Here is a 16,134-nt window from a genome sequence, read left to right as displayed (position 1 = left end):
CGCGTATTCGCTGCACGGGGAGGATCAACATGACGCCCGACACAAAAGAATGGCGATCATCATCTACCTATGACTACTGGAACAACGCCGATGTAGATGCGCTCGCGTGGGAATGTTTGCGGCGCAACCAAAAATACCAGGAAGACTTTGCTGACATCGTCAGAACACCCGTGAACGCGGAAATCAAAGCCGAAGAAATCGGCAATCGCTGGGGCTTGCGATTTCCCCGCTCGCCCAAGCCTGAACGCTCTCGAGCAGCCCGTCTTCTGGACACCGGAAACTGACACCAGCGTTCTGCATATCGGCGCCGCGCCAGGACAGCCCCAGACTCCGCGCGTTCTCGCAGATCTCGACACCGATGTTCACCGAGCTTCGTCTGAAGGCCTGCATATCTCGGTTTTCACCGAAAGTGGCCGCCTCCATCTGATCGCGCTGAAGGGCCTGTGGCCAGGTCAGCCGATCGCGGCAGTCATACCGATCGACGCACACGGTCTCGATCGAGCCCAGAGCCTCACGCGCCTGTTGCGAAGCCTCTACGGTCTCGCGGTCCCAAAGGACACCCGCATGACCGCCCAGCAGCGCCGCCGCCTCAAAAACATGATGCGGGCAGTCGACGGCCGCATGAACGATGCCGACTACCGCCAGATAGCCGAGGCCATTTTCGGTGTCGAACGCGTGGCCAGCGATCCCTGGAAAACCTCAGCATTGCGCGACGCCGTGATCGATCTGGTCAAGGATGGTTTCGCCATGATCGATAGTGGCTATCGCAAGTTGCTTCGCCACCGCCGCCGTTCCTAACCTTTCCTGCGATTCAGGGTGTGCGATTTTAGCCACCCTAAGTTCGCACTCCCCCCTGCCAATTCTTCTTCGCCAACGTGGCCTTCGTCCGCCGCTGATCACCAGCGGCTCCCGCGAAAACCACGGAGGCCACCATGAACGCCAATCTCGCGACCCTGCCGCCGCGCTTCCTCCGCACCAAGGAAGCCGCCGAATTCCTGAGCCTCTCGGCCCGCACCCTCGAAAAGCACCGGACCTACGGCACCGGACCAGCCTATCGCAAGCTCGGCGGACGCGTCGTTTACTCCGTCGACGAGCTGGAAGCCTGGGCTGACCGCGGCTCCGTGACGTCTACCTCCGATCCGCGGGGCAGCGTGCTGCCCGCGAAACGCCACGATCCCGCACCGACAGCCCATGTCGGTCGTCACGCCCGCTGATCGGCGCGGTCTTCTCAATGACGGCGCGGCATCGCCCATCCCCGGAGCGCGGACAACTCGATCTGTTCCACGCGCTCCCCGGCGACTTCGCGCCCCGCGACGCGCAGGACCTCATGGCCTATCCCTTCTTCTCCCTCTCAAAGTCACACCGCACCGCGCCGATCGATTTCGTCGCCGGCGACGTGAGTATCCGCGTCGAGGCGGTTCCCGATCATGGCATGGCCACGATCTGGGATGCCGACATCCTGATCTGGGCGGCGAGCCAGATCGTCGAGGCGCGCGACAAGGGTCTTCGCACCTCGCGCCTGATGGCCGCGACACCCTACGAGATTCTCAATTTCATCGGCCGCGGCGTGTCGATGCGCGACTATCAGCGCCTGAAGGCCGCGCTCGACAGGCTCCAGTCGACCACGGTCGCAACCTCGATCCGCCAGCCGGCCGAGGGCCGCCGCCACCGCTTCTCCTGGATCAACGAGTGGCAAGAGCGCACCGACCGCCAGGGTCGGCCCGCCGGCATCGAACTGATCGTGCCGGACTGGTTCTACCGCGCCGTCCTCGACGATGCGCTCGTGCTAACCATCGATAGGGACTACTTCGGCCTCACCGGCGGTCTTGATCGCTGGCTCTACCGCATCGTGCGCAAGCACGGCGGCAAGCAGCGCAACGGATGGCGTTTCGACTTCCGGCATCTGCATCAGAAGTCCGGCAGTCTGTCGCCGTTCAAACGCTTCGCCTTCGAGCTTCGCGACATCATCCGGCGCCAGCCTCTGCCTGGCTACAGCCTGTTCCTGGAAGTCGAAGTCGGCGGCCGGCTGCTGCTTGCTTTCGAACCAGCCGCGACCTGTGGACAACCTGTGGACGGCCTCGTGCTATCGGGAACCCGGCCTATCGTGCTATCGGGAACCGACGGCTCGTGCTATCGGGAACCGAAACAGGGTGTAAGCTACGGACGCAAAAGACAAAATCGCGCCCTTAACTTAGAGTCTAACCAAGAATCTAACTTTGAAGAGCGCGCGCGCGATGTGGAAAACATCGCCGCCAGGCCAGAACAGGCCGAAAAAACACAACTGCAAAAGACTACACCTGATCAGTCTTTCCGTAAATCCGCGTTTACGGACCGCTCTTCTTCCCGTCCTCCGCACCTCTCCTTCGGCGACAAGCCCGGAGGTGCGGAATGATTATCGCGCTCCTCAATCAGAAGGGCGGTGTCGGCAAGACGACGCTGGCGCTGCATCTCGCCGGTCAATGGGCTAGCGAGGGCAAGCGCGTCACCCTGATCGACGCCGACCCGCAAGGGTCGGCCCTCGACTGGTCGCAGCAGCGCAGCCGCGAGGGCCTGCCGCGCCTATTCGGCGTCGTTGGCCTGGCGCGCGACACGTTGCACCGCGAGGCGCCCGAGCTCGCGCGTGACGCCGATCATGTCGTCATCGACGGACCGCCGCGCGTTGCAGGGCTCATGCGTTCGGCACTGCTCGCCGCCGATCTCCTCGTGATCCCCGTGCAGCCGTCGCCGCTCGATGGCTGGGCCTCGGCGGAAATGCTGACGCTGCTCTCCGAGGCGCGCATCTACCGCCCGCAGCTCGTCGCGCGCTTCGTCCTCAACCGTTGCGGCGCACGCACCGTCATTGCCCGCGAGACGGCCGAGACGCTGGCCGAGCACGACCCGCCGTTGCTATCTGCGACCATCGGCCAGCGCGTCGCCTTCGCTGACATGGCGCAATCCGGGCGCCTGGTGTTCGAGGCCGACCATAACAGCGCGGCCGCACGCGAGGTCACTGCGCTCGCCGCGGAAGTGGGGAGGCTCGCGCCATGAGCATCCCCGCTCCCGCAATTCTTGCAGGCAATTGCCGCCGCCTCATACCGTCGCATGGCCCGTTCGACATGATCTTCGCCGATCCGCCCTACGGCGACACGTCGCTCGTCTGGGATCGCCGTGTTGAGGGCTGGCTGCTGCTCGCCAGGGCCGCGATGCGGCCGTCCGGCTCGATGTGGGTCTTCGGCTCGCTGTGCTGCTTCATAGCGACCGCCGCGTCGTTCGACGACACCGGCTGGAAATGCGCGCCGGAGATCGTCTGGGAGAAGCAGAACGGCTCCGGCTTCCACGCCGACCGCTTCAAGCGCGTCCATGAACTCGCCGTCCAGTTCTACCGCGCCAATGCGCCATGGGGCTCTGCCTGCAAAGTCGTGCAGACGACGCCCGACACGGCCGCGCGCGCCGTACGCCGCAAGAAACGTCCGCCCCATACCGGCCATATTAACGCCACGCACTATGTCAGTGAGGACGGCGGGCCGCACCTGATGCGCTCGGTCATCTACGCCCGCAACGCGCATGGCCGTGCCATCCATCCGACCGAAAAGCCGTCCGGCCTGATCGATAACCTCGTCCGCACAAGCTGCCCGCCCGGCGGTCTCGTCGGCGATTGGTTCGCCGGATCGGGCGCGGCCGGCGAAGCCTGCCGTTTCTCCGGTCGCCGCTACATCGGCTGCGAAATCGATCCGGCCACGGCGCGCAAAGCCGCCGTCCGGTTCGCCGCGCTGCTCCCGTTTTCCGGGGGAGACGCCCAATGACGAAACCGCCTCGCAAGCACGGCTTCGCCGCCCGCCCAACCGATCCCGACGACTGGATCAAGGCCGCCGAGCAACCGTCGTCCAAGCCGTCATCCGGCCCTGGTTTCACCGCCCGGCTGACGATCGACATCACGCCGGACCTGCGCGGCCGGATCAAGATCGCCGCCTTCCAGCGCGGCGTCACCGTCGCCGACATGTTGCGCGACCTGCTCGCGCGCGAATTCCCGCAAACCCCAGGAGATCCTTCATGACCGGCATCGCGGCACCCCGCATGCGCGGCGGCCCGATGCCGTCGTCAGCGCCATCCGACCGTCTCACCCATGTCGAGCTGACATGGGTGGAAAAGCAGATCGAATACTGGATCAGGTTCGGCGACCACGCGCAGGAAACTATCCTCGACCGCCGCCGCCGTGTCCTTTCCTTCCGGCCGGACACCATCTTCGCCTTCGTCCGCTGGGCCTCCAACGACTTCGGCACGATCATCTCGCGCATTGACATCGTGCGCGCGGTCGAGCCCGGCGAAGCCTACCAGACGCTCCCCTTCGTGCGCCCCGGCGGCGACATACTGCTCAAGATCGAGAGCTGGCCGAAGGTCGAGCGCGTCCTGCAACTGATCGACGGAATCGAAGCGCTGAAGCTCAATCCCGCTGCCGCCGCGCCCGACTACTGGCGGCACGTTCACAACCGTCTCACCGCCAGCCACGAGCCGCGCAGCTACACGCGTGCGCAGCATCAGGCGTGGATCAAGCGACGGAGGATCGCTCCATGATCGATCTCAAATGGGCCATGGCGACCCTCGTAGCGGCAAACACCATTGCTATCTCGTCGTGGATCGAAACACCCACCAAACTCATCTGGAACGCGTCGGCCAGCACGCCGATCGGTCTCTACTCCGTCGAGCCAACAGGCCGTTTGGAAGTGACCGATCTGGTCGCGGTGGATGCGCCCGAACCGATCGCCAGCTTCCTAGCCAATGGCGGATATCTGCCGCGCGACACACCGCTGCTGAAACGCGTACTCGGTCTTCCCGGCCAGACCGTCTGCCGCTCCGGCCTCCTGATCACGGTCGATAGCGTGGAGATGGGAACAGCGCTGGAACGTGACCGCACCGGCCGTCCGCTGCCCGACTGGCAGGGCTGCCGTGTCGTCGCCAAGGGCGATGTCTTCCTCATGAACTGGGACGTGCCCGACAGCCTCGACGGGCGCTATTTCGGTCCCATCCCAACCAGTTCGGTCATCGGCCGCGCGGTTCCCTTGTGGACCGACGAGGACGGCGAAGGCCGCTTCGAATGGCGGGCGCCAACGCGGTGAACGCCCTGCCTTCGGCGGGCTGACCGCTCGCCGCCACCCTCTTCACCGCTTCACGAAAGGAAACCATCATGCCACAGATCGGCGAATTTACCCGCGAGGAAACCGGCTTCACCGGCCGCATCCAGACTCTCGCACTCACATGCGAACTCAGCATCGTTCCGGTCGATCCGTCCGATGTCGAGAACGCGCCCAACTACCGCATCCATCTCGGCTCCGACGACAACGGACCGGAGATCGGCGCGGCCTGGACCGAGTCCAGCGAGAAGGCCGGCGAGTATCTGTCGCTGCTGATCGACGATCCCAGCTTCCTGCAGCCGGTCCGCGCCCGCCTGTTCCAGAACGGCGCGGATGCGACGTCATGGTCTCTGCACTGGAGCCGCCCGCAAAAGCGCGGCGAACGGGAATAGATCATGCGGATCGTTCGTGCGAACCCCGAATCGCCGATGTCAGCCGGGCGGCCTCGCGCTGCCCGGCACATCATCCTCCTTCTCCTTTCCGGCCTGACCTTTACCGCCGCGCCACCGCTCGCCGTTCTGGCGCAGAGCGCGCCGTCGGCCGCGCAACCGTCTCGCGATCCCCATGCCGCCTTCGTGACGGAGGCCTCGCAGCGCTTCGGCATTCCCGAACACTGGATCAGGTCGGTGCGCCGCGTCGAAAGCGCCGATGACGTGCGCGCCGTCTCTTCAGCGGGCGCGATGGGCCTGATGCAGGTCATGCCCGCTACCTGGGCGGAACTACGCGTCCGCTACGGCCTTGGTCGCGATCCGTTCGACCCTCGCGACAACATCATCGCAGGCACGGCCTACTTGCGCGAAATGTACGATCGCTACGGATCGCCGGGCTTCCTTGCGGCCTACAATGCAGGCCCCGGTCGCTACGAGGAATACCTCGCTGGTCGCCCCCTCCCGGCGGAAACCCGCGCCTATGTCGCCACGCTCGCGCCGTTGGTCGGCGGGGGAAATCTGTCGGCAACTACGTCAGGGACTGTCGCGGTTGCCGCCGCCGATCCGCACGCCTGGCGACGTGCGCCGCTCTTCGTTACGCCGTCCGCCCACAGCCTGGATGCCGGTCAACCGACATCCGAACGGCAGCACATCGGCGCTGCGAATGCGCCGTCATCAGGCGAAGATTCCGCCCGCACCACGCAAACCGGCGGCATTTTCGTCGCCCGCGCCGATGAGGGTGACCGGCCATGACCACGTTCGCACCATGGCGCAGCGTGGCGCGGTCCGGCGAGGGATGGGCGGAAGGCAGGGAGGATCAGAGAGCAACGACAGCAGGACGGCGAGATAAAAGGCCATCACCAATTTCGCACAAGCCATTGATATGGCTTGGCTTTTGGCGTGCCGGTCGGTCGGGTCGCGTGCCGCGATTGTTGTTTTCTACAGCGATTTCAATGGCATTTCCGGCACTGTGCCCGTTTGCCCCTTCGGAAAGGGCCCTCTCATGAGCGAGGGCGACAGCGATTTCCGCATCCGGCCTGGCCGTATCAAATCCACCCGCGCACCCAAGACGAAGAGCTTCATCAACCAGGTGCTGAGGGCGTCGAAGAAGGCCGGGCACAGTTCCGGAGAACGGCAAGCGGTCAAGCGAGGGGCCAGCCGAGGGCATTCGACCTTTGGCCGTGGCAGGACCAGCTTCAGCCGTTCGCGCATCTTCAGCGCTTCGCGCCGCGTCGTAGTCAAGGTGCGCGTCGTGCGCCACCAGGGCAAATCGTTCCGCTCAGCGCCGCTCTCGGCCCATCTCTCCTATCTCAAGCGCGAGGGCGTCAGCCGGGATGGAGAGAAGGGAGTGATGTTCGACGCGGCGAACGAGCGCGCCAACGATCTCGCCTTCTCCGATCGCTGCAAGGATGACCGGCATCATTTTCGCTTCATCGTCTCGCCCGAAGACGCGGGCGACATGACCGATCTACGGGCGTTCACCCGCGACCTCGCTAGCCAGATGGAATCGGATCTCGGCACCAAGCTCGACTGGGTCGCCGTCGATCACTGGAACACCGACAATCCGCATGTGCATCTTCTTGTGCGCGGCGTCGATGAGACCGGCGCCGACCTGGTGATCTCGCGCGATTACATCAGCCGCGGCCTGCGCTCCCGCGCCGAGGATCTCGTCTCCCTCGAGCTCGGCCCCAAACCCGAACACGAAGTTCGCAACGCCCTGGAGAAAGAGGTCACCGCAGAACGCTGGACGCGCCTCGATGTCGAAATCCGCATCGCCGCCGACGAGACCGGCTTCATCGACCTGCGCCCCGAACCGAACGGCAAGACCGATCCGTCGCTGCGTCGCCTGATGGTCGGCAGGCTCCAGCACCTCGAAAAGATGGAGCTCGCTGCACAAGGCGCTCCGGGCGAGTGGACCGTCGGGCTGCAGGCCGAACGCACGCTGCGCGACCTCGGCATGCGCGGCGACATCATCAAGACCATGCATCGGGCCTTCACCGAACGCGGCCAGGATCGGGGCGTCAGCAATTACACGATCGACGGCGGCGGGGCGGGTTCCCCCATCATTGGCCGTCTGGTCGATCGCGGTCTCCATGACGAGCTGACTGGCGAAGCCTATGCCGTGATCGACGGCACGGACGGCCGCGCGCACCATGTCCGTTTCCGCGGAATCGAAGCCTTCGAGCACGCCCCGCCGATTGGCGGCGTCGTCGAGGTGCGCCGCTTCGGCGGCCCAGACGATTCCCGCCCGACACTGGCGCTCGCCAACCGATCAGATTTCGATCTCAACCGCCAGATCACAGCGCCGGGCGCGACCTGGCTGGATCATCGCCTGGTCGAGCGCGAGGCGATGCCGATGTCCATGGGAGGCTTCGGCGCCGAGGTGCGCGACGCCATGCAGGCGCGCGCCGAGCATCTGGCTGACGAAGGCCTTGCCCGGCGGCAGGGCCAGCGCATCCTCCTGCAACGCGATCTCCTCAACACGCTGCGACAACGCGAGCTCGATGCCGTTGGCGCGAAGCTACAGAGCGAGCACGGACGGCCATACCAGAAAGCGCAGGCTGGCGAGCATGTCGCCGGGGTCTATCGCCAGCGTGTCGCGCTCACCTCAGGCCGCTTCGCCATGATCGACAACGGGCTCGGCTTCCAACTCGTGCCCTGGACGCCGCCGCTCGAAAAGAAGCTCGGCCAGCATATCGCCGGCGTCGCCAAGGGGAATGGCGGCATCGAATGGAGTCTCGGGCGCCAGCGCGGCCTCGGCCTGTAACCCCACAATCAGCAAGAAAGGAACCGGCCAATGTCCGCCACCAAAATCCTCTGGGGTCAAATCCTCACTGTCTTTCTGATCATCCTCCTCACCACCTGGGGGGCGACGCAGTATGTCGCGTGGCAACTCGGCTATCAGGCCCAGCTCGGCACGCCGTGGTTCGTGCTGGCCGGGACGCCGATCTATTATCCCCCCGCCATCTTCTGGTGGTGGTACTTCTACGACGCTTATGCGCCGGGCGTCTTCACCAAGGGCGGCTTCATCGCTGCGTCCGGCGGCTTCATCGCCATCGCGGTCGCCATCGGCATGTCGGTCTGGCGAGCCCGTGAACAGAAGAACATCGAAACCTACGGCTCCGCCCGCTGGGCGAAACCGCAGGAGGTCAAGGCGGCGGGCCTGCTCAATCCCGATGGGGTTGTCCTCGGAAAGCTTGATCGCGACTATCTGCGACATGACGGCCCCGAGCATGTCCTGTGCTTTGCGCCAACTCGATCCGGCAAGGGCGTCGGTCTCGTCGTTCCGACCCTTCTGACCTGGCCGGGCTCCGTCGTCGTCCACGACATCAAGGGCGAAAACTGGCAGCTTACCGCCGGCTTCCGCGCCAAGCACGGTCGCGTGCTGCTGTTCGATCCGACCAATCCAAAATCGGCCGCCTACAATCCTCTGCTCGAGGTGCGGCGCGGCGAATGGGAGGTGCGCGACGTTCAGAACGTGGCCGACGTGTTGGTCGACCCCGAGGGCTCGCTGGAGAAGCGCAATCACTGGGAGAAGACCAGCCACTCCCTGCTGGTCGGCGCGATCCTTCACGTCCTCTATGCCGAGAAGGACAAGACCCTTGCCGGCGTCGCAAGCTTCCTGTCCGACCCCAAGCGTCCGATCGAGACCACACTGGCGGCGATGATGACCACGCCGCATCTCGGCGAAGCCGGTCCACATCCCGTTATCGCCTCGACGGCCCGCGAGCTGCTCAACAAGTCCGACAATGAGCGCTCCGGCGTGTTGTCGACCGCCATGTCCTTTCTGGGTTTGTACCGCGATCCCGTCGTCGCCGAGGTGACGCGGCGCTGCGATTGGCGCATCGCCGACCTGATCGAGGACACGCGGCCGGCGACCCTCTACCTCGTGGTCCCGCCATCCGACATCTCGCGCACCAAGCCCCTCATCCGGCTCGTGCTCAACCAGATCGGCCGTCGCCTGACCGAGGATCTGCACACCAAGGCCCGACGGCACCGGGTACTGATGATGCTCGACGAGTTTCCGGCCCTCGGCCGCCTCGACTTCTTCGAAAGCGCGCTCGCCTTCATGGCCGGCTACGGCATGAAGGCCTTCCTCATCGCCCAGTCGCTGAACCAGATCGAAAAAGCCTACGGCGCCAACAACTCGATCCTCGACAACTGCCATGTCCGCGTGAGCTTCGCCACCAATGACGAGCGCACCGCCAAGCGCGTCTCGGATGCGCTCGGCACCGCTACCGAAATGAAGGCGATGAAGAACTATGCCGGGCACCGCCTGTCGCCCTGGCTCGGCCACCTGATGGTGTCCCGCTCGGAAACCGCTCGCCCGCTGCTGACGCCCGGAGAGATCATGCAGCTTCCGCCCAACGACGAAATCGTCATGCTGGCGGCGACCCCGCCGATCCGGGCCAACAAGGCGCGCTACTTCGAGGACAAGCGCTTCACCGAGCGCGTACTGCCGCCACCGGACCCGACCAAGACCAGCCGCACGACGCGCAAGGACGCCTGGACGGAGCTGAAGCCACAGGCGCCGGACGCAGCCCTGCTCGCCGAGATTCAAAAGGCTGAGCAGGACGCGGCGAATAGCGGCCTTCGTCGTGAACCCGAGCTTCCCGACCATGTCGCCATCGTCAAGGAAACCACCGACCCGAACCCTGCCGACGAGTTCAAGGCCTTCCTCGACGACGAACCCGAGGACGCCGCGCGCCAGCGGCAAGCGCTTCGTCGCCAGATGAGCGGCATCGCTCGCCAGGTCGCGATGGACCCCAACGACAATATGGATCTTTGAACCATGCGCGACCGGATGAATGTGTATTTCCCGCCTGATATGCTGCGCCAGATCGCTGATCTCGCCGACCGCAAGAAAATCTCGCGTTCGGCGATCGTCGAGGCCGCGGTCGCATCGTTTCTTTCACCCGATGGCGCAGATAAGCGCGAGGCCGCCCTGACGCGCCGCCTTGATCGGATGACAAGGCAGATCCAGCGGATCGAGCGCGACCTCGGCATTACAGCCGAGACGCTTGCCCTTTACGTCCGCTTCTGGCTGTCCGTCACGCCGCCACTGACCGGCGACGCGAACGCTGCGGCCCAGGCCAAAGGTCGCGAACGCTACGAGGGATTCATCGAGACAGTTGGACGACGCCTGCAACAGGGGCAGAGCTTCCTTCGGGAGATACCGGATGATCACCTTAGTGATCGCACTTCGATGGAGCCGCTGAAGGAGAGATCGGAACAAGACCCCCAGCCAGGCGACTGATGTGTGTAATCGTACACGATCCGCTGAACTATTTGCCGATAGCTGGAATATCGGCACCCCCACCAGCGTCTCTGAGCTGTCATCGAACAAGGAAATCGACGTGAACCATAGCTCTGCTGTCAGAGCTACTGCTCTTGCAGTCACTTTTCTAGGCGCAAGATCCAGCTTCGCCAGTCCGGCGCTCGACGAGAACAGATCCCGCCTCGCGGCAATCGCGAGAGGAAATGTCGAAGCGATTACCGCACATATGGTGAAAGCGCGCGCCTCGAATGGGTGGGTGACCCGTTGAGCAAGACCTACACCACGTCGGACGAAATCGCCGGGGTCTGGTCAAAGTTCTCCGTCCGCAAGGCACGCTGTCCGCCGAGATCGGCGATGGTGTCGAAGGCGTGAACCCTGTTGGAACCACGGTCTCCGTCAACGTGACTTTCAAGGGCAAGACAACCGTGCCGGTCCTCTATGTCGCCACCTACCGCGACAGCAAGCTTGTGGCCGAAGTCTGGCAGGTCAGTCCTCCCGCCAACTAATCGACAGACGCCATGCGGGCAGTGCTCGGCTCGACATCGACCGTGAAGAGTTCGAGAGGGTCCTCAGCGATCAGAACGGACTGACCCCTCTTCAGGAACTCACCCAACAGGCGGTCAATGCGTTCGGCGTGACAGGGACACCTTCATTTTTCATCAACGGCGAACTCACAACCGGAGGGATGTCCTTCGAGGAGATATCGAGGCTGATCGACGCGAAACTATCGAACTGAACACCGCTTCTGCAAATGCAGCGCTCCCTACCAGATTGCTGCTCGCTCAGGAGGGAGAAGTGACGTTTTCAGCCAGCGAGCCGTGATCTCTTTCCTCTCGGACATGGGAGAGCATTTCAAGAAGGACATCACCGACATGGTGGTCGGAGATTTCGTAGAACATCTGCTTCGACTGCCTCACCCGCGTCATCAGCCTTGCGCCGCGAAGCAGGCGCAGATGGTGGCTGACAAGGGACTGTGACAGGTCGAGCGTTTCGGAAATGTCCGTCACGGACTTCGGTCCGTCTTCGCAATGAAGCAAAATCCTGAGCCTGCTGGGGTCACCCAGCAGGCGGAAGGTTTCGGAGAGCACATCCAGTTCCTGGGTCGAGATCGGTTCCATGTTGTTCACCACTCTTTCTCCAGTATTGCTGTGTGAGCAGGTCGGGTTGATCAGTGCGAATGACCGGCATGCGAGACGGAGGCTTCGCTGGGCTTTTCGATGCTGCAACTCGCATCTCCATCCCAATCGATGCCGATCGTGGGGTGGTCGATGTTGAACTTCGACTTCAGCTCAGCCTCGACCTGCCTGACCAGCGCACGGACGTCGACACCATCCATCGGGTGCACCTGAAGCGTCGCCAGCACCCGACCCGAGGTCAAAGACCAGACGTGGATATGGCCAACGTTCTGGATTCCGGGAACGGTCTTGCGAAGATGCTCGACAATCTGCGTGCTGCCAGCATTGGCGGGCGCGCCTTCGAGCAGGATATGCATGGTGTTCTTGAGCAGGCTCCAGGCGCTGCGCAGGATCAGCAGCGATACGAAGACCGACAGGATCGGGTCGATAGGCGTCCATCCCGTGTACCAGATCACCACGGCTGCAACGATGGCGCCAACCGAGCCGAGCAGGTCACCCATCACGTGCAACACCGCACCCTTGACGTTGACGTGATCGGTATCACCGCGCGTCAGAAACCAGAGGACGAAGACGTTCACCAACAGGCCAATGAGGGCCACGACGAACATCGATCCGGCGAGAACCGGCTGCGGCTCCTGGAAGCGCTCGACGGCTTCGTAGAGGATCCAGCCAACGATACCGAACAGGGTCAGAGCGTTGATCAGGCCGGCGATCACTTCAAAGCGGGCATATCCGAAGGTGCGCTGCGAATCGGCGGCACGGCGTCCGAGACGGAACGCGACATAGGCAAGTCCGAGCGCGATCGCATCGGTCAGCATGTGACCGGCATCGGCAAGCAGCGCAAGCGAACCGGAAATGACGCCGCCGACAGCCTCGACGACCATGAAGGAGAAGATGATCAGGAAGGAGATGAGGATCTTGCGCTCATTGTCCTTCGTCACCGTGGGGACGTGTGAATGATCATGATCGTGGTCATGATCATGTCCGTTCGAATGATCGTGACCCTTATGGTCACCGTGGGAGTGAGGATTGTCTGCCATGGCCGTTCCAGTCCGGTTGGTGCTATCAATATAACACTTGAATACCTGTTCATATGTTATCGTGTCAACTCCCCCTCGCAACAAAATCCTTATGCATGGGCAAACCGGCGCATTCTTCACCGATCCCGACGGCGGTGCACGATGTCAGGCCATGGCCGCGGGCTGTGCAGGGGAGAGCGCAATTGATCATGTCAAATGACAGAAAAGAAAAGGGGCGGCCAAATGGCCGCCCCTTCATTGCGTTCGAAGATTATTGTTGACCCATGGCCAGCTGCCAGGCGTTACGGCCCTTGCGTCAGGCCGCCGCCGGCTTGTCGTCGACGGGATAGCCCGCTTCGGACAGAACGGCCCGAAAGTCGGCTTCGGTCGCCGAGGACTGAACGCGCACTTCGCGCCTGGAAGGGTCGGTCTCGATCTTCGCACTGGCATCGACGCTCTGAAGCGCCTTGGTCACCGATTTGGCGCATCCGCCGCATGTCATGTTCGGAACGTTGAAGAGATACATGAAGGCCTCCTTGTTTGGCTTTCATGAAAATGGGGCTTGCCACCGTTGTAAGGTCAAGAGCTGCGAAAACGAATTTTTGGCTTGACCTTACAACGGTGGCAAGCTGCACACTGACCTTCCTGGAAGGCAAACCGGATCGTGCGTTTGATGGTCGTATGATCTGCCATGGGCAGGAGCGATAGATAAACGCCGCTCGAAAGCGAAAACGGAGGACTCGTCGATGCCGGCGCATCAACACCAGCATTCGCATGGTTCGCACGACCATGCGGCACATGATCATTCTGCTCACAAGACGGGGATGGCGAAGGACCCCGTCTGCGGCATGGATGTCGATCCGGCCAGGACGGAACATCATGCTGAGCATGATGGAAAGACGTTCCATTTCTGCTCGGCGAAATGCAAGGGCAAGTTCCAGGCCGATCCGGCTGCTTATGCGGATCCGCATGGCGGGCAGGCAAAAGCCGCCGCCGCGCCAGTGGCGGAAGGGACGATCTACACTTGCCCGATGCATCCGCAAATCCGTCAGCCAGGCCCAGGCAATTGCCCGATCTGCGGCATGGCGCTGGAACCGGAAATGCCGTCTCTCGACACTGGTCCGAGCGAAGAATATCTCGATATGCGCCGCCGCTTCTGGATTGGCCTGGTTCTGACGCTCCCGGTATTCCTGCTCGAAATGGGCGGACACCTCATTGACCTGCATATGTTTCTCAGTCCGCAGACGTCGAACTGGCTGCAGCTCGTGCTGGCGACGCCTGTTGTCCTGTGGGCCGGATGGCCCTTCTTCCAGCGCGGATGGCAATCGCTCGTCACGCGCCACCTCAACATGTTCACCCTCATCGCGATGGGAACCGGCGTTGCCTGGATTTACAGCGTGGTCGCCACGGTCGCGCCCGGCGTATTTCCGGATACCTTCAGGACAATGGGTGGGGCGGTCGCTGTCTATTTCGAGGCTGCGGCCGTCATCACCGTTCTGGTGCTGCTCGGGCAGGTTCTGGAACTGCGCGCCCGCGAGCAGACGGGAGGCGCGATACGTGCGCTGCTCGACCTTGCCCCCAAGATCGCCCGCCGCGTCAAGGCGGACGGAACGGACGAGGATGTCGAGCTCGACGCGGTAATGGTCGGCGACCGCCTGCGTGTGCGCCCCGGCGAAAAGGTCCCGGTCGATGGCACGCTCGTCGAGGGACGCAGTTCCGTTGACGAATCCATGATCACCGGCGAGTCCATGCCCGTCACGAAAGCAGTCGGCGCCAGGGTCATCGGCGGTACAATGAACCAGACCGGCGGCTTTGTGATGGAGGCCGGCAAGGTTGGCCGTGATACGATGTTGTCGCAGATCGTGCGCATGGTGGCAGATGCCCAGCGTTCGCGCGCGCCGATCCAGCGTCTTGCCGACGATGTCTCTGGCTGGTTCGTGCCTGCCGTCATCGTGATCGCCATCGTCGCCTTCATCGTCTGGTTCATGGTCGGCCCCGAACCGCGTTTCGCCCATGCCATGGTCGCGGCGGTCGCCGTTCTGATCATTGCCTGCCCCTGCGCGCTCGGCCTCGCCACTCCGATGTCGATCATGGTCGGGGTCGGCCGGGGCGCCGGACTTGGCGTGCTGATCAAGGACGCCGAGGCACTGGAGCGCTTCGAAAAGGTCGACACGCTTGTCGTCGACAAGACCGGCACGCTGACGGAAGGCCGGCCGAAGGTGACGGCCATCGTTCCGGCAGCCGGTCAGCCGGAGGACGAGTTGCTGCGTCTGGCGGCCGCTCTCGAACGCTCGAGCCAGCATCCGCTTGGCGATGCCATCGTCAGCGCCGCGCAGGAGCGTGGTCTGGCCATCGGTGACGTGAAGGACTTCGAAAGCCCGACCGGCAAGGGCGTCACGGGGACTGTCGATGGCAAAAAGCTGATCATCGGCAACCAGCGTATCATGTCAGAAGCAGGCATCGACGTTGCCGCTCTGGCGAGCGACGCCGACAAGCTCCGCAACGATGGTGCGACAGTCGTCTTCATGGCCATGGATGGGGCGCCTGCTGCTCTGTTCGCGATCGCCGATCCGATCAAGGCCTCGACCCCCTCCGCGGTCAAGGCGCTGATCGAACAGGGCATCCGCGTGGTGATGCTGACCGGCGACAACAAAACCACCGCCGAGGCGGTGGCGCGCAAGCTCGGCATCACAAATGTCGAAGCGGAAGTGCTTCCCGAGGACAAGGGAGCGATCGTCGAGCGGCTGCGCAAGGAAGGCAGGATCGTCGCCATGGCCGGCGATGGCGTCAACGACGCTCCGGCGCTTGCCGCGGCCGATGTGGGGATCGCCATGGGCACTGGAACAGATGTCGCCATCGAAAGCGCCGGCGTTACGCTGCTCAAGGGCGATCTTCAGGGCATCGTTCGTGCCCAGCAGCTCAGCCGGGCAACCATGGGCAACATCCGGCAGAACCTGTTCTTCGCGTTCATCTACAACGCAGCCGGTGTTCCGGTCGCAGCGGGCATCCTCTACCCATGGTTCGGCATCCTGCTCTCGCCCGTCATTGCAGCCGCCGCCATGGGGCTCTCGTCCGTCAGCGTGATTACCAACTCGTTGCGGCTGAGAAGCACTAGACTGTAATCACTGCGTCCCTGTTGGAGCCAGGGACCGCCGCACCATGCCC

Annotated in this window: 20 protein-coding genes; 17 read left to right on the top strand and 3 right to left on the bottom strand. The window is 63.4% G+C overall.

Translation table 11 applies throughout. The annotated features are described in order from the left end of the window. The first annotated feature begins 29 nt into the window (after positions 1-29). The 16 genes from ACLKMW_RS17580 (at position 30) to ACLKMW_RS17505 (ending at position 11,550) form a co-directional block, all read left to right on the top strand. Positions 30-284 carry a transcriptional regulator domain-containing protein gene (locus ACLKMW_RS17580; protein ID WP_415725785.1) on the top strand — a complete coding sequence of 85 codons (255 nt, stop codon included), beginning with the start codon at positions 30-32 and terminating at the stop codon, positions 282-284. Beyond that, entirely contained in the window at positions 205-798 is a 594-nt protein-coding gene (locus ACLKMW_RS17575; protein ID WP_415725819.1) for a DUF2285 domain-containing protein, read from the top strand. The genes ACLKMW_RS17580 and ACLKMW_RS17575 overlap by 80 nt, the downstream gene beginning before the upstream one ends. A 134-nt stretch (positions 799-932) precedes the next feature. Next, entirely contained in the window at positions 933-1,214 is a 282-nt protein-coding gene (locus tag ACLKMW_RS17570) for a helix-turn-helix transcriptional regulator (protein WP_415725784.1), read from the top strand. A gap of 17 nt (positions 1,215-1,231) precedes the next feature. Next, complete coding sequence (locus ACLKMW_RS17565; protein WP_415725783.1) at positions 1,232-2,392, top strand: replication initiator protein A; 1,161 nt, start codon at positions 1,232-1,234, stop codon at positions 2,390-2,392. Continuing rightward, positions 2,389-3,027: a ParA family partition ATPase gene (parA, locus tag ACLKMW_RS17560; protein ID WP_415725782.1), complete on the top strand. Its 639-nt coding sequence runs from the start codon at positions 2,389-2,391 to the stop codon at positions 3,025-3,027. The genes ACLKMW_RS17565 and parA overlap by 4 nt, the downstream gene beginning before the upstream one ends. Then, positions 3,024-3,782, top strand: a complete 759-nt coding sequence (locus tag ACLKMW_RS17555; protein WP_415725781.1) for a DNA-methyltransferase — start codon at positions 3,024-3,026, stop codon at positions 3,780-3,782. The genes parA and ACLKMW_RS17555 overlap by 4 nt, the downstream gene beginning before the upstream one ends. After that, on the top strand, positions 3,779-4,033 hold the full coding sequence (locus ACLKMW_RS17550) for a hypothetical protein (RefSeq protein ID WP_415725780.1): 255 nt from the start codon (positions 3,779-3,781) through the stop codon (positions 4,031-4,033). Before ACLKMW_RS17555 ends, ACLKMW_RS17550 begins: the two co-directional genes overlap by 4 nt. After that, on the top strand, positions 4,030-4,551 hold the full coding sequence (locus tag ACLKMW_RS17545; protein WP_415725779.1) for a DUF2840 domain-containing protein: 522 nt from the start codon (positions 4,030-4,032) through the stop codon (positions 4,549-4,551). Before ACLKMW_RS17550 ends, ACLKMW_RS17545 begins: the two co-directional genes overlap by 4 nt. Before the next feature lie 17 nt (positions 4,552-4,568). Continuing rightward, positions 4,569-5,093: a S26 family signal peptidase gene (locus tag ACLKMW_RS17540; RefSeq protein ID WP_458575176.1), complete on the top strand. Its 525-nt coding sequence runs from the start codon at positions 4,569-4,571 to the stop codon at positions 5,091-5,093. Positions 5,094-5,161: 68 nt separating this feature from the next. Further along, positions 5,162-5,500 carry a DUF736 domain-containing protein gene (locus ACLKMW_RS17535; protein ID WP_415725777.1) on the top strand — a complete coding sequence of 113 codons (339 nt, stop codon included), beginning with the start codon at positions 5,162-5,164 and terminating at the stop codon, positions 5,498-5,500. A gap of 3 nt (positions 5,501-5,503) precedes the next feature. Continuing rightward, positions 5,504-6,289, top strand: coding sequence for a lytic transglycosylase domain-containing protein (locus ACLKMW_RS17530; protein ID WP_415725776.1), 786 nt, complete (start codon positions 5,504-5,506; stop codon positions 6,287-6,289). A gap of 250 nt (positions 6,290-6,539) precedes the next feature. Beyond that, entirely contained in the window at positions 6,540-8,303 is a 1,764-nt protein-coding gene (locus ACLKMW_RS17525) for a relaxase/mobilization nuclease domain-containing protein (RefSeq protein ID WP_415725775.1), read from the top strand. Between the two features lie 30 nt (positions 8,304-8,333). Next, complete coding sequence (locus ACLKMW_RS17520; protein WP_415725774.1) at positions 8,334-10,325, top strand: conjugal transfer protein TraG; 1,992 nt, start codon at positions 8,334-8,336, stop codon at positions 10,323-10,325. A 3-nt stretch (positions 10,326-10,328) separates the two neighbouring features. Further along, on the top strand, positions 10,329-10,793 hold the full coding sequence (locus tag ACLKMW_RS17515; protein ID WP_415725773.1) for a CopG family transcriptional regulator: 465 nt from the start codon (positions 10,329-10,331) through the stop codon (positions 10,791-10,793). A gap of 389 nt (positions 10,794-11,182) precedes the next feature. After that, positions 11,183-11,320 (top strand): hypothetical protein, encoded by a 138-nt coding sequence (locus tag ACLKMW_RS17510; RefSeq protein ID WP_415725772.1) that lies wholly within the window; start codon positions 11,183-11,185, stop codon positions 11,318-11,320. Then, positions 11,293-11,550 carry a DsbA family protein gene (locus ACLKMW_RS17505; protein ID WP_415725818.1) on the top strand — a complete coding sequence of 86 codons (258 nt, stop codon included), beginning with the start codon at positions 11,293-11,295 and terminating at the stop codon, positions 11,548-11,550. Before ACLKMW_RS17510 ends, ACLKMW_RS17505 begins: the two co-directional genes overlap by 28 nt. A 46-nt stretch (positions 11,551-11,596) precedes the next feature. Here ACLKMW_RS17505 and ACLKMW_RS17500 read toward each other — a convergent pair whose 3' ends face one another. The 3 genes from ACLKMW_RS17500 to ACLKMW_RS17490 all read right to left on the bottom strand — a co-directional run bounded on the left by ACLKMW_RS17500 (position 11,597) and on the right by ACLKMW_RS17490 (position 13,495). Then, positions 11,597-11,932, bottom strand: a complete 336-nt coding sequence (locus ACLKMW_RS17500; protein ID WP_415725817.1) for an ArsR/SmtB family transcription factor — start codon at positions 11,930-11,932, stop codon at positions 11,597-11,599. A 50-nt stretch (positions 11,933-11,982) separates the two neighbouring features. Further along, positions 11,983-12,990, bottom strand: a complete 1,008-nt coding sequence (locus tag ACLKMW_RS17495) for a cation diffusion facilitator family transporter (protein ID WP_415725771.1) — start codon at positions 12,988-12,990, stop codon at positions 11,983-11,985. A gap of 295 nt (positions 12,991-13,285) precedes the next feature. After that, a complete protein-coding gene (locus tag ACLKMW_RS17490) occupies positions 13,286-13,495 on the bottom strand; it encodes a heavy-metal-associated domain-containing protein (protein WP_415725770.1) in 210 nt (69 codons plus the stop codon). A gap of 220 nt (positions 13,496-13,715) precedes the next feature. On the opposite strand from ACLKMW_RS17490, the gene ACLKMW_RS17485 reads away from it, so the two are divergent. Further along, a complete protein-coding gene (locus tag ACLKMW_RS17485) occupies positions 13,716-16,091 on the top strand; it encodes a heavy metal translocating P-type ATPase (RefSeq protein ID WP_415725769.1) in 2,376 nt (791 codons plus the stop codon). The last annotated feature ends 43 nt before the right edge of the window (positions 16,092-16,134 follow it).

It is taken from the genome of Borborobacter xinjiangensis, from assembly GCF_047739745.1.
Lineage (GTDB): Bacteria > Pseudomonadota > Alphaproteobacteria > Rhizobiales > Rhizobiaceae > Pseudaminobacter.
This window is presented reverse-complemented; position numbering and strand designations above follow the sequence as displayed.

Bases quoted from the DNA above. Each gene is read 5' to 3' on its own strand.
- ACLKMW_RS17580 (WP_415725785.1), top strand. From the start codon at position 30: ATGACGCCCGACACAAAAGAATGGCGATCATCATCTACCTATGACTAC.
- ACLKMW_RS17570 (WP_415725784.1), top strand. From the start codon at position 933: ATGAACGCCAATCTCGCGACCCTGCCGCCGCGCTTCCTCCGCACCAAG.
- ACLKMW_RS17565 (WP_415725783.1), top strand. From the start codon at position 1,232: ATGACGGCGCGGCATCGCCCATCCCCGGAGCGCGGACAACTCGATCTG.
- parA (WP_415725782.1), top strand. From the start codon at position 2,389: ATGATTATCGCGCTCCTCAATCAGAAGGGCGGTGTCGGCAAGACGACG.
- ACLKMW_RS17555 (WP_415725781.1), top strand. From the start codon at position 3,024: ATGAGCATCCCCGCTCCCGCAATTCTTGCAGGCAATTGCCGCCGCCTC.
- ACLKMW_RS17550 (WP_415725780.1), top strand. From the start codon at position 3,779: ATGACGAAACCGCCTCGCAAGCACGGCTTCGCCGCCCGCCCAACCGAT.
- ACLKMW_RS17545 (WP_415725779.1), top strand. From the start codon at position 4,030: ATGACCGGCATCGCGGCACCCCGCATGCGCGGCGGCCCGATGCCGTCG.
- ACLKMW_RS17540 (WP_458575176.1), top strand. From the start codon at position 4,569: ATGGCGACCCTCGTAGCGGCAAACACCATTGCTATCTCGTCGTGGATC.
- ACLKMW_RS17535 (WP_415725777.1), top strand. From the start codon at position 5,162: ATGCCACAGATCGGCGAATTTACCCGCGAGGAAACCGGCTTCACCGGC.
- ACLKMW_RS17530 (WP_415725776.1), top strand. From the start codon at position 5,504: ATGCGGATCGTTCGTGCGAACCCCGAATCGCCGATGTCAGCCGGGCGG.
- ACLKMW_RS17525 (WP_415725775.1), top strand. From the start codon at position 6,540: ATGAGCGAGGGCGACAGCGATTTCCGCATCCGGCCTGGCCGTATCAAA.
- ACLKMW_RS17520 (WP_415725774.1), top strand. From the start codon at position 8,334: ATGTCCGCCACCAAAATCCTCTGGGGTCAAATCCTCACTGTCTTTCTG.
- ACLKMW_RS17515 (WP_415725773.1), top strand. From the start codon at position 10,329: ATGCGCGACCGGATGAATGTGTATTTCCCGCCTGATATGCTGCGCCAG.
- ACLKMW_RS17500 (WP_415725817.1), bottom strand. From the start codon at position 11,932: ATGGAACCGATCTCGACCCAGGAACTGGATGTGCTCTCCGAAACCTTC.
- ACLKMW_RS17495 (WP_415725771.1), bottom strand. From the start codon at position 12,990: ATGGCAGACAATCCTCACTCCCACGGTGACCATAAGGGTCACGATCAT.
- ACLKMW_RS17490 (WP_415725770.1), bottom strand. From the start codon at position 13,495: ATGTATCTCTTCAACGTTCCGAACATGACATGCGGCGGATGCGCCAAA.
- ACLKMW_RS17485 (WP_415725769.1), top strand. From the start codon at position 13,716: ATGCCGGCGCATCAACACCAGCATTCGCATGGTTCGCACGACCATGCG.